Genomic DNA, 12,063 nt, shown 5'->3' on the forward strand with positions numbered 1-12,063 from the left:
CTGTCAAAAACGGTTAGAGCGATTTCGAAGAAATGCAAAGCGTCACGTCGCCGAAAGCTGGGTGATGCCGCCGTGCGCGCCCGACCAGGCGAGCGGTGCATCGAGAAACGCCTCGACGGCGGACAGCGTCTTCTCGTCGAAAAGCTTCTGCGCCTTGGCGACGGCAAGCACGTTGCGCCACGTGGCGATATGATGGAAGTGCACCTTGCCGTCGGCAAACCGCAACGCCCCTTCGTCAAAAATGCCGTAGTAAAAAAGAGCAATCGCGTGGTCGACGATGCCGCCGGCAGCGCGGATCGCGTCGATGAACGTGAACATGCTGCCGCCGGCCGTTGTCAGGTCCTCGATAACCAGCACGCGCGCGCCGGCCGGCATGTCGCCCTCTATCTGGGCGTTGCGGCCATGGCCCTTGGGCTTCTTGCGGACATAGATCATCGGCAGGCCGAGGCGGTCGGCGAGCAGCGCTGCAAAGGGGATCCCGGCCGTCTCGCCGCCGGCGATGCAGTCGAACTGCTCGAACCCGGCATCGCGCAACAGCACGCTGGCAGCAAAGTCCATGACCGTCGAGCGGACGCGTGGATAGGAAAGCAGTTTGCGGCAATCGATATAGACGGGGCTGGCCATGCCCGAGGCAAATTTGTAGGGCGTCTCGGCGTTGAAATGCACAGCCTTGATTTCCCAGAGCATCTTTGCCAGAAGTTCAGCCATCACGGCGCGGTCGGGAAATGTCGTCTGCATGATGCGGCTCTCCTCAGGCTTTGAACGTTGCCTGCGGCATAGCAGCAAGGCGCGGCGGTTTCCAGAAGGCGACCACGTTTACGGGCTTAAATTACGCGGAGCGCCTGTTAAAAATGAGGCCACCAGGGGAGGCTCAGACCTGTTCAAGCCGTGATGCGGCGCCATATGGACAGCTTCGCCTCATCCACAGCGAAGTTTGTTATTAAGTAATAACTAATAAGATATATATCCTGGTCGTTTCCTTGCCATTGTGGGTTGCGGTTGAAAAATTCATTAAAATGGTTGGTATTTGCTTAGGATTGAGGTTTCTAAATTACCCTTAGTTTCCACCCGCCAAATGGGGCATGCAAGGAGACCGGAATGCGCCTGCCACGATCTGCGGCACTGAAGAAATTTGGTTCGTCGCTTACGCTGAAGATCTTCTCGATCTGCTTCCTGGCGACGCATCTGCCGCTGCTGGCGCTGATCGCCTATCTGCTGACGGGCTATGAAGCGGCAGCGATGCCGATCCTCGCCACTGCACTGCTGGCGACGTTACTGGGCACGGGGCTCTGTTTTCTCTCGGTGTGGCTGTTGCTGCGGCCGCTGGAGGCTGTGACCAAAACCGTGCAGGCCTACCGGGAAACCGGTGCGGTATCGACGATCCGCAGCCAGCGCCGCGATGAAATCGGCGTCGTCGTCAACGCGGTGTCGACGCTGATTGCAGAACTGCATGCGACTCTATCCCAACTACGCCGCCAGGCGACGACCGATGTGCTGACCGGCCTCGGCAACCGCCGCTGGCTGCGCGATATCGGCACTTCGGAACTCCAGCGCGCAGAACGCGAAAATGAGCCGGTTTGCGTCATTGTCTTCGATCTCGATCACTTCAAGACCATCAACGACGAGCATGGGCACGAGGTGGGCGACCAGGTGCTGACCGTGACCGGCGCGATCATCCAGCACAACATGCGGCCTTACGATATCGCAGCGCGTATCGGCGGCGAAGAGTTCTGCATCCTTTTGCCGCGCACCGACACCGCGCAGGCGATTGCCATTGCCGAACGTTTGCGAAGGGAGCTGGCAACCCGGGCGGTCGGCCCCGTGCCCGCCGGGCGGATTACCGCTAGCTTCGGCGTCTACTGCGGCGATCCGACCACCGAGACACTGAAAACGATGATGATGGCAGCCGACCGCAAATTGTATGCGGCTAAGAACGGCGGACGTAATGCCGTTCACTGGGATACCGCCAGGCCTGTCGCGGAAGTCGCAGTCAGGCAGTAGCGGATTCAGTTTCCGGTGGATTTTCCGTCTCGCTCGTGACGACATGAAGATACTCAGCGGTCTCCACGCGGTTTCGGCCGTTACGTTTCGCGGCATAAAGCGCCCGGTCGGCAGCCTGGAGGACGCCTTCGAAATCGGCTCCCTCGTTTGAGCCGAAGGCGATGCCGGCACTGACGGTACATTTGACGGTCTTGCCTTCGAAGGAAAAGGAGCGTGCCGCAAAACACTCGCGTATGCGGTCGGCGATCTGTTCGGCCCGGCCGGGCATGACATTGTCGAGCACCAGCGTGAATTCCTCGCCGCCGAGACGGGCCACGACGTCGTAGGCCCTGAGATTGGTGACGAGTTCTTCGGCGAACAATTTGAGAACGGCATCTCCTGCCGCATGGCCAAATTCGTCATTGACCGCCTTGAACCGATCGATGTCGAAGATAACAGCGGCCATCACAGTCGAAAAGCTCCTGTTTCCGCAACGATCGAACAGCGCCCTGCGGTTCATCAGACCCGTCAGCTGGTCCGTCATGGCATCCGACCGGTGACGGGTCGCCTGGCGCCACTGATGGAGGGCCAGCGACAGGGCGCCGATTCCCGTCATGGCAGCGATGGCAACCGCGATGCTGAGGTTTTCCGCCCAGTTTTGAGGCGCCTTGCCAATCACCATCTTGCCGTCGGAGATGAGGACGGCGGAGCAGAGCACGAAGGTGAACGCGGTCAGGAGGTAGAGAGTCGTGATACCGTAGATCGGAGCGGGCGCCTCGGCGCGGCCGAGCCAATATTCATAAGCTGTGGCTGACAGCATCGCAGCGATGACGAGATTGTAGACGATGAAGGCCAGCCCGTCATAACCGAGCAACATCGGCGGCACGCTTATGGCCAGCCCCAGGACAGTACCGGCGACGATCCTGACGGGAGACAGGCGATCCTTCCTGAACTGGTAGCCTGCCGCCCAGATGACGGAGAAACCGGAGAGAGCGATGGTGAAGGAGACGATCGCGAGGCTCATCGTCGGATGAGCTACATAGAAGCTGTAACAGCAGATCGCTGCGACGACCAACAGCAACCCAATGGCGCAGGTTAGGAGGAATGTTTCAGGTCGGCGGTTGAGCCAGCTACCCAGCAACGTCACCGCAAGGCAAAACGTCGATGCACCCAGCGCGATCAGAAGAGAATTATAGTCGAGCATCATGCCGTCTCTCTACGGGTTCATTCCGCGATGCATGGTATCAGCGCGAGACTATTCTGACATAGGTATCCAATCGGTTACCATCATGCGCAAAAAGCCTGGTTTTGTCGCATGAAGGCATGTCCAATGACGGACATTATAGCTGCCTAAGGTTCGACGGCCCAATGCAGCGGGAACATCGGGTCGAAAACTGTCACTGGACCCGCTCCCGTCTCTATTTTCTCCGGAAACGCAATCGATTCGACCCGGCGGACCAGCGTCATCGTCTCCGTATTCGGCTGCAGTCCATACCATGCCGGTCCGTTCAGCGACACGAAGGCCTCCAGCTTGTCGAGTGCGCCTTCCTGTTCGAAGACATGCGCAAGGCAGCTCATCGTGTTGATCGAGGTGTAGATGCCGGCGCAGCCGCAGGCACATTCCTTGAGCGGGTCGACATGGGGCGCGGAGTCGGTACCAAGGAAAAACCGATGGTCGCCGCTTGTCGCTGCCGCCCGCAAAGCCAGCCGATGGCTCTCGCGCTTGGCGACCGGCAGACAATAATAGTGCGGCCGGATACCGCCGACGAGGATGGCGTTGCGGTTGATGATCAGGTGGTGGGTGGTGATCGTCCCGGCCAGGTTGGCGGTTGCCGACTTGATATAGTCGATCCCGTCGGAGGTGGTGACATGCTCCATCGTCACCTTCAGTTCGGGCAGGCGCTGGCGCAGCGGATCGAGAACTGTCTCGATGAACACCGCCTCACGATCGAATATATCGACGTCGGCAGCCGTTACCTCACCGTGGACGCAGAGTGGCAGGCCAATCTTCGCCATACGCTCCAGCACCGGCATCGCCTTGTTGAAATCGCGCACTCCACCATGCGAGTTTGTCGTGGCGCCCGCCGGGTAAAGTTTTACGGCAGTGATCAGGCCGCTGTTCTTGCCCTCCTCGACATCGTCGGGGCTGGTGTGTTCGGTGAGATAAAGCGTCATCAGTGGCTGGAAGCTGTCGCCCTCCGGCAACGCCGCCATGATCCGTTCCCGGTAGGCTATTGCATCGGCAGTGGTCACCACTGGCGGTACGAGATTGGGCATGATGATGGCGCGGGCGAAGTGGCGGCTGCTGTCTCCGATCACGCCCTCCATCATTGCACCGTCGCGAAGGTGCAGATGCCAGTCGTCGGGGCGGCGGATGGTAAGCTTTTGCATCGATGTCTCCCGGAGGCGGGCTTATGGCGTCGCGCCGGGATAACATTCATGCACCGCCGATGACAACTGTCTTCGTCAAGGTGCTGCCAAGTAGGTATCAGGCGATTTCCAGCGTCACGTCTGCCGGGCGCCTGTTGCCGAGGATCAGCCGGCCGTTCGGCAGGTCGTTGTCGTAGACCTTCGCGTGGGCTTCCTCTTCGCTCAGCTTGTAGCCGCGCCAGCGCGCCCAGAGGCGCTCCTCCAGCACTTCCATCGGCGGCGCCATCAGGATCGAAAAATCGAACATGCCCTCCAGTTCAGCCCATTTTCCCTGGCTGAACAGGAGATAGTTGCCCTCGACGATGATGAAGCGATGATCGGGCGAGACAACGCGGGCGGAGGCGATCGCCAGTTCGCGCGACCGGTCGAAGACCGGCACGAGAACTTCCTGGTCGCCAGGCCGTACGGCCTTGACGATGTCGAGGAAGGCGCGCACGTCGAAAGTTTCCGGCGTGCCTTTGCGGGCAAGCTGGCCCCGGGCGATCAGGATGGCGTTGTCCATGTGGAAACCGTCCATCGGCAGCACTTCGGCGCTTTCGCCGCGTGCTTTGAGTGCATCGGCCAGGTTATCGGCCAGCGTCGATTTGCCGGCCCCGGGAGGACCGGCAATCGCCACCATGAACCGCTTGACCGATCCAGCCCTGTCGATGATCTGGCCGGCCATGTCCTCGACAGTCGGGCTCATGCAGCGACGGTCTCGGCGGGCACGCCCTTGGCGCCTGTCATGAAGGCAACGGCGTCGGACATCGAGTAGTCCTTCGGGTTGATGACCGTCAGGCGCTTGCCAAGCCTATGGATGTGGATGCGATCGGCCACTTCGAAGACATGCGGCATGTTGTGGGAGATCAGAACGATCGGAATGCCGCGTGACCGCACGTCGAGGATCAGTTCGAGAACGCGACGACTTTCCTTGACGCCGAGCGCTGCCGTCGGTTCATCGAGGATGATGACCTTTGATCCAAAAGCTGCAGCGCGCGCCACGGCCACGCCCTGGCGCTGGCCGCCGGAGAGGGTTTCGACGGTCTGGTTGATATTCTGGATCGTCATGAGCCCGAGTTCCGAAAGCTTGTCGCGGGCCTTGGTCTCCATGGCCGGCCGGTCAAGCATGCGAAACACGCTGCCGAGAATGCCAGGCTTGCGGATCTCGCGACCGAGGAACATGTTGTCTGCGATCGAAAGCGCCGGCGAAAGAGCCAGGTTCTGGTAGACCGTCTCGATGCCGGCTTCGCGGGCCTCGAGCGGCGACTTGAACTGAACCACACGGCCTTCCAGCTTGATCTCGCCTTCGTCGACGATAGTAGCTCCGGAAATGGCCTTGATGAGCGACGACTTGCCGGCGCCGTTATCGCCGATGACCGCCAGGATCTCGCCCGGATAAAGGTCGAAGTCGGCATGGTCGAGGGCGGTTACGCGGCCGTAGCGCTTGACGAGGCCACGGGCGGTGAGAATGGGTTGAGCGGCCATGTTACACCGAAACCTTTCTGATCCACTGATCGATGGCGACAGCGGCGATGATGAGAACGCCGGTGAGCAGAACTTTCCATTGCGGATCGGCGCCGAGCATGTTGAGGCCCATCGATACGACGCCGACGATCATTGCGCCAAACAGCGTTCCGAGGATGGAACCACGGCCGCCGAACAGCGAGATACCGCCGATAACGGTTGCCGTGATGGCCTGTAGGTTGAAGTCGGTGACGGCCGAAGACGGGGAAACCGAACCATTGCGGCCGATCGACACCCATGCTGCAAGCCCTGCGATGACGCCGGAGATTGCGTAGACTGTGAGGAGAACTTTCTTGGTCTGGATGCCGGCAAGCTTCGCAGCCTCGGGATCATCGCCGACCGCATAGACATGGCGGCCCCAGGCCGTGTGGTTCAGCACATACCAGAGCAGGATAACCAGCAGCACCATGGCAACAACGCCGAGCGTCAGGACCGCGCTGCCGAGCTTGAAGCTGACGGCAAAGAGATGCAGCAGGGGCGCCTTGTCCTGGACATCCGTGTCGCGAATGGTCTCGTTGGCCGAATAGATGAAATTCGTCGCCATCACGATGTTCCATGTGCCGAGCGTCACGATAAACGGCGGAAGCTTCATGTAGGCGACGAGGAGGCCGTTGAGCAGTCCGCAGACGCCGCCGGCAAACATGCCTGCCACAACCGCAATCGGTGTTGGCAAGCCATAGGTAATGGCAAAATTACCCATGATGACTGAAGAGATGACCATGATGACGCCGATCGACAGGTCGATACCCGCCGTCAGGATCACCAGCGTCTGGGCGGCACCGAGAATGCCGACGATGGCAATCTGCTGCAGGATGAGCGTCAGAGTGTAGGACGAAAAGAACCGTCCGCCGATCGCCAGTCCGAAAACCACGATGGCAAGCACGAGAACGATCAGCGGCACGGCCGCAGGCGTCGAATGCAAAAAGTGCTGGGCGCGCTTCAAAAGGGAAAGTTTTTCATTCTCGAAGGAGACGACATTCTTGTCGCTGTCGTCGAGAACACGTTCGAATTCCTGTGCTCCGGTCATATTTCCTCCTCTGCGCGCCAAACGGCGCAGAAAGCCTCACCAATGTCTCCGGGCGTGATGCCGGCAGGCGGCGAACGTTCGTTGGCTAGTTACGAAATTCCGGCCGGGGCTGACCCCGGCCGGATGAAGATGTCAGACGAATATCAGCCCCAGCACTTCGCAGTGCCTTCCTTGACGTCGATCGACGGTACGCCGTTAACCGGCTTGTCCGTGACGAGCGAGACGCCAGTGTCGAAGAATGCCTTGCCAGGTGTCGGCTTCGGCTTTTCGCCCGTGTCGGCGAACTTCTTGATGGCTTCGACGCCCATGGCTGCCATCATCAGCGGGTACTGCTGCGATGTCGCTCCGATGACGCCTTCCTTGACGGACTTGACGCCCGGGCAACCGCCGTCGACGGAGACGATCAGCACGTCTTTTTCCATGCCGACAGCCTTCAGTGCCTGGTAGGCGCCGACTGCAGCAGGCTCGTTGATCGTGTGGATGACGTTGATCCCTGGATCCTTCTGGAGAAGGTTTTCCATGGCTTTGCGGCCGCCTTCTTCATTGCCGTTGGTCACGTCGTGACCGACGATGCGCGGATCGGTTTCGTCGCCGATCTTGTTCGGGTCCTTGGGATCGATGCCGAAGCCAATCATGAAGCCCTGGTCGCGCAGGACGTCGACGGAAGGCTGCGATGGCGTCAGGTCGAGGAAGCCGACCTTTGCGGTCTTGGCCTTGTCGCCCATGGTGCCCTTGGCCCATTCGCCGACGAGCTTGCCGGCAAGCAGGTTGTCGGTGGCAAAGGTTGCGTCGGCAGCATCGGCTGGCTCAAGCGGAGTGTCGAGCGCGATGACAACGAGCCCGGCGTCGCGAGCCTTCTTGACCGAGGAAACGATGCCCTTGGTGTCCGATGCAGTGATCAGGATGCCCTTTGCGCCGCTGGCAATGCAGCTCTCGATGGCCGCAACCTGGCTTTCGCTGTCGCCGTCGATCTTGCCGGCATAAGCCTTCAGGGTAACGCCGAGTTCCTTGGCCTTGGCCGTGGCGCCTTCCTTCATCTTGACGAAGAACGGATTGGTGTCGGTCTTGGTGATGAGGCAGACAGTCGTGTCGGCGGCATTTGCCGGCATGGCGAAGACGACGCCAAGAGCAAGTCCGGCGAGCGCTGCAGTGATAACGGATTTCTTCATGCGATCCTCCCAGGATGTGAACAGGCCGGCCCAAACAGGGTCCGGGATGCAGTTGCGGCAAATGCTTTAAATTTGATCTGCACGCTTCCTCCAAAGCCGTGCCGCGCCTCCATATCGGCGATTTAAAGCGGAAAGGTCGCGCCCTGTCAATAAATAAATCCAATTGAATTATTAATCGACTGTGGCATGATGCTGAAAAATGAGGCATGGCCATTACGGGAGGAGTCGGCCGATGTCATCCGTGGAAGATCCGGCAAGCACATTGCCGTCGTCATACAATCTGGAAGCCAGCGGCGGAGCCAATCAGGTTCGCGTCCGCGCCTACAATGAGCGGCTGGTGCTGTCGCTTGTGCGCCGCCACGGAGCACTTTCGAAGGCCGACATCGCCCGGCGGACAGGTTTGTCGGCCCAGACCGTATCGGTGATCATGCGGGTGCTGGAAAAGGAAGGCTTGCTCTTGCGTGACGAGCCGGTACGCGGCCGTGTCGGCCAGCCCTCGACGCCGATGCGTCTCAACGCCGATGCCGTCCTCTCCTTCGGCGTCAAGATCGGCCGGCGCAGTGCCGATCTCGTGTTGATGGATTTCGTCGGAAACATCCGCAAGCAACTCCACCAGACCTACGCCTATCCGTTGCCGCACGAGATAATCGAGTTCGTCACGCGCGGTATTCGCCAGATCGAAGGCGAGATGAGTGCCAAAGAACGCGGCAATATTGCCGGGATCGGCATAGCCGCACCCTTTGAACTCTGGAGCTGGGCCGAAGAAGTCGGGGCTCCCGATGGTGCGATGGAGGTCTGGCGCGGCTTCGACCTGCAGATCGAGGTCGGCGCGCGCGTATCGCATCCGGTCTATCTGCAGAACGATGCCACCAGTGCCTGTGGAGCGGAACTGGTTTTCGGCGCCGGCGCCCGCTATCCGGATTTCGTCTACATGTTCATCGGCTCGTTCATCGGCGGCGGCATCGTCCTCAATTCGTCGATCTTCGTCGGTCGTACCGGCACAGCCGGCGCCATCGGACCGCTGCCCGTGCGCGATCGCCACGGTGAGACGCGCCAGCTGCTGAAGATTGCTTCGATCTTCGTGCTCGAAAATCTCCTGCGCGAGCATGGCATCGATCCGCAGCCGCTGTGGTATTCCGCCAACGACTGGATCGATTTCGGGCCGCCGCTCGAGATCTGGATCCAGGATACGGCCGCAGCCCTGGCGCAGGCCATCGTCGCCGCGGCATCGATCATCGATTTCAGTGCTGCGGTGATCGACGGCGGGTTCCCCGATTGGGTCCGCCAGCGCGTTGTCCAGGCCACCATCAAGGCTGCTGCCGAACTCGACTTGCAGGGCGTCGTGATGCCCGAAATCGTCGAGGGGTCGGTCGGCACCCAGGCACGCGCCATCGGTGGCGCCAGTCTGCCGATCTTTGCCCGCTATCTCATAGACCAGAACATTCTCTTCAAGGAAATTGACAATGCTGAAGCACATTGACCCGCTGCTGAGCCCGGAACTTCTCTTCGCCCTCAGGGCCATGGGACATGGCGACGAAATCGCGCTGGTGGACGGGAATTATCCCGGCCTGACCGACGCGCGCCGCCTCATCCGCCTCGATGGTCATGGCGTGATTGCCGTGCTGAATGCTGTTCTGAGCGTCCTGCCGATAGACGAATTCGTCGACGAAGCCATCTTCCGCGCCACCGTCAAGCAGGACCGCGACACCCTCGATCCAGTCCACCGGGAGATGGTCGAATGCTGCGCCCGGCACGTGCCGGACATCAAGGTCGTGCCATTGCTGCCCGCCGATTTCTACGCTCGCGTCAAAGGCGCCCACGCCCTTATCCAGACAAGCGAACCTCGGCTCTACGGCAATATCATCCTGCGCAAGGGTGTTATTTACCCGGCTTAAGAAATCTCTTTATCGGCTCCAGGCGGCCTGTTGCAGAACGACGCGGTAGCCGTCCGGATCCTCGAATGTCTTTCCCTGTACGTCCCAATAGTCGTTGTACGACGTGACCGTCGCGCATCCTGCGGCTTCTATGCGGTCCACGGCAGCCCGCCACTCCGCCTCATCCGGCAGGTACAACACCAGCAGGTTATCCTGCGTCGGAGCCCGGCCGACAGTGTGGCCGCGGTGATGGGTGAATTCCAGGTGATAGGGCCAGTGCGGGTGACCTAGGACCAGCCCGTCAAAGCCGTTGTGACCCTCGAAGGCAACGAGAACCTCAAATCCCAGCCCCGCCTCGTAGAAGGGGCGGAGCCGGGCGATGTCGTCCGTCGGTCTTGCGACACGCAGGACAGGGACGGTCATGACTTGGCGCGAGCTTTCAGCGCGGCGACGAGACCGATGGTCGAGGAATCGTGGCCCTCGGCACTTTCCTTGCCTTCGACGACAGGTAGCAGGCCGGTCGCCAGTTCCTTGCCGAGTTCGACGCCCCACTGGTCGAAGGAGTTGATGCGGAACAGCACGCCTTCGACGAAGACGCGGTGTTCGTAGAGGGCAATCAGGCGGCCGAGCGCAAACGGCGTCAGCTGGTCGTAGACGAAGGTGATCGACGGACGATTGCCGGTAAAGACGCGGTGCGGCGCGATGAAGTCGGCCTTCTTGTCCTCCATGCCTTTGTCGGTCAGCTGCTTCTTGGCTTCCTCGAACGTACGGCCCTTCATCAGCGCTTCCGACTGGGCAAGAACGTTGGCGATCAGCAGCTGGTGCTGGTGGCGCAGTTCAGGCTCAAAGGAGTTGGCGGCAATCATGAACTCCGCCGGGATGACGCTCGTGCCCTGATGAATCAGCTGGTAGAAAGCGTGCTGGCCGTTGGTCCCAGGCTCTCCCCAGACGACCGGGCCGGAATTGCCCTCGACCGGGGTGCCGTCGATGGTGACGCCCTTGCCGTTCGATTCCATGTCAAGCTGCTGCAAGTAGGCCGGAAAACGCGACAGGCGCTGGTCATAGGGCAGGATGGCGCGCGTCGCATAGCCGAGGACGTTGCGGTCGTAGTAGCCGATGAGGCCCAGCAGCACCGGCAGGTTCTTCTCGATCGGTGCCGTGCGGAAATGGTTGTCCATCGCATGCGCGCCATCCAGGAACTTGCCGAAATTTTCAGGACCGACGGCAATCATCAGCGGCAGGCCGATGGCCGACCAGATCGAGTAGCGTCCGCCAACCCAGTCCCAGAAGCCGAAGACGCGGGCGCTGTCGATGCCGAAGGTCGCGACCTTGTCGAGCGCTGTCGAGACGGCGCAGAAATGATGTTGCACGGCCGCTTCGCCTAGTGCCTTGGAAATGAAGTCGCGCGCCGTCTGCGCATTGGTCATCGTCTCGATGGTCGTGAACGTCTTCGAGGCGACGATGAACAGGGTGGTTTCCGGCTGCACCAGTTTCAGGATATCGGCGATATGGGCGCTGTCGATATTGGAGACGAAATGCGACTTCGGGCCATCGTGGAAAGGCGCCAGTGCCAGCGTTGCCATAACCGGGCCGAGATCTGAGCCGCCAATACCGATGTTTATGACGTCGGTGATCGCCTTGCCCGTGGCGCCCTTGATGGTGCCGGAGCGGATACCATCGGCAAACTTGCCCATCGCTGCCAGCACGCCGTTGACATCAGGCATGACGTCCTTGCCATCGACCATCACCGGCGTGTTCGAGCGGTTGCGGAGTGCGGTATGGAGCACAGCGCGCCCCTCGGTGAAATTGATAGGGGCGCCGGAAAACATCTCGTCGCGCTTTTTCTCGACCCCGCCCTCGGTGGCAAGCTTCAGCAGCAGCGCCATGATCTCGTCATTGACCGCCGTCTTGGAGTAATCCATCAGCAGGTCGTCCAGCGAAGCGGTGTAGCGGGAGAAACGGCCGCTATCGGCGGCGAATGCCGCGCGAATGTCGGTGGCATTGGTGGCCGCAGCCGTGCTCTTCAATTGTTCGACGATCGCTTGCATGGGAAGCTCCTTAGGGGTTCGGAGAAGGTCGC

Annotated in this window: 12 protein-coding genes; 3 read left to right on the forward strand and 9 right to left on the reverse strand. The window is 60.5% G+C overall.

Annotated features, from left to right (window positions below):
- Positions 1–42: 42 nt before the first annotated feature.
- Positions 43–741: an orotate phosphoribosyltransferase gene (locus EQW76_RS08145; RefSeq protein WP_142824442.1), complete on the reverse strand. Its 699-nt coding sequence runs from the start codon at positions 739–741 to the stop codon at positions 43–45.
- A 357-nt stretch (positions 742–1,098) separates the two neighbouring features.
- Between EQW76_RS08145 and EQW76_RS08150 the strand changes: the two genes are divergently transcribed.
- On the forward strand, positions 1,099–2,001 hold the full coding sequence (locus EQW76_RS08150) for a GGDEF domain-containing protein (RefSeq protein ID WP_142823913.1): 903 nt from the start codon (positions 1,099–1,101) through the stop codon (positions 1,999–2,001).
- On the opposite strand, the gene EQW76_RS08155 is transcribed toward EQW76_RS08150, so the two are convergent.
- The 6 genes from EQW76_RS08155 to EQW76_RS08180 all read right to left on the reverse strand — a co-directional run bounded on the left by EQW76_RS08155 (position 1,991) and on the right by EQW76_RS08180 (position 8,109).
- The gene (locus tag EQW76_RS08155; RefSeq protein ID WP_142823914.1) at positions 1,991–3,187 is read right to left on the reverse strand and encodes a GGDEF domain-containing protein; all 1,197 of its coding nucleotides are present in this window, start codon (positions 3,185–3,187) and stop codon (positions 1,991–1,993) included. The two genes, EQW76_RS08150 and EQW76_RS08155, sit on opposite strands and share 11 nt — an antisense overlap.
- A gap of 143 nt (positions 3,188–3,330) precedes the next feature.
- A complete protein-coding gene (gene pyrC, locus EQW76_RS08160) occupies positions 3,331–4,371 on the reverse strand; it encodes a dihydroorotase (RefSeq protein WP_142823915.1) in 1,041 nt (346 codons plus the stop codon).
- A gap of 97 nt (positions 4,372–4,468) precedes the next feature.
- Positions 4,469–5,095, reverse strand: a complete 627-nt coding sequence (locus EQW76_RS08165) for a nucleoside triphosphate hydrolase (RefSeq protein ID WP_142823916.1) — start codon at positions 5,093–5,095, stop codon at positions 4,469–4,471.
- Positions 5,092–5,874 (reverse strand): ATP-binding cassette domain-containing protein, encoded by a 783-nt coding sequence (locus EQW76_RS08170; protein ID WP_142823917.1) that lies wholly within the window; start codon positions 5,872–5,874, stop codon positions 5,092–5,094. The genes EQW76_RS08165 and EQW76_RS08170 overlap by 4 nt, the downstream gene beginning before the upstream one ends.
- A gap of 1 nt (position 5,875) precedes the next feature.
- Positions 5,876–6,940 (reverse strand): ABC transporter permease, encoded by a 1,065-nt coding sequence (locus EQW76_RS08175; RefSeq protein ID WP_142823918.1) that lies wholly within the window; start codon positions 6,938–6,940, stop codon positions 5,876–5,878.
- 143 nt (positions 6,941–7,083) lie between these two features.
- Entirely contained in the window at positions 7,084–8,109 is a 1,026-nt protein-coding gene (locus tag EQW76_RS08180; RefSeq protein WP_142823919.1) for a sugar ABC transporter substrate-binding protein, read from the reverse strand.
- A 232-nt stretch (positions 8,110–8,341) separates the two neighbouring features.
- On the opposite strand from EQW76_RS08180, the gene EQW76_RS08185 reads away from it, so the two are divergent.
- A complete protein-coding gene (locus tag EQW76_RS08185) occupies positions 8,342–9,589 on the forward strand; it encodes an ROK family transcriptional regulator (RefSeq protein ID WP_142823920.1) in 1,248 nt (415 codons plus the stop codon).
- Positions 9,573–10,004 (forward strand): RbsD/FucU domain-containing protein, encoded by a 432-nt coding sequence (locus EQW76_RS08190; protein ID WP_111216568.1) that lies wholly within the window; start codon positions 9,573–9,575, stop codon positions 10,002–10,004. The genes EQW76_RS08185 and EQW76_RS08190 overlap by 17 nt, the downstream gene beginning before the upstream one ends.
- A gap of 9 nt (positions 10,005–10,013) precedes the next feature.
- Here EQW76_RS08190 and EQW76_RS08195 read toward each other — a convergent pair whose 3' ends face one another.
- Both EQW76_RS08195 and pgi read right to left on the reverse strand, forming a co-directional pair.
- Positions 10,014–10,406, reverse strand: coding sequence for a VOC family protein (locus tag EQW76_RS08195; RefSeq protein WP_142823921.1), 393 nt, complete (start codon positions 10,404–10,406; stop codon positions 10,014–10,016).
- On the reverse strand, positions 10,403–12,031 hold the full coding sequence (gene pgi / locus EQW76_RS08200; RefSeq protein ID WP_142823922.1) for a glucose-6-phosphate isomerase: 1,629 nt from the start codon (positions 12,029–12,031) through the stop codon (positions 10,403–10,405). The genes EQW76_RS08195 and pgi overlap by 4 nt, the downstream gene beginning before the upstream one ends.
- Positions 12,032–12,063 lie beyond the last annotated feature (32 nt).

It is taken from the genome of Rhizobium sp. rho-13.1, assembly GCF_007000305.1.
GTDB classification, from domain to species: domain Bacteria; phylum Pseudomonadota; class Alphaproteobacteria; order Rhizobiales; family Rhizobiaceae; genus Rhizobium; species Rhizobium rhododendri.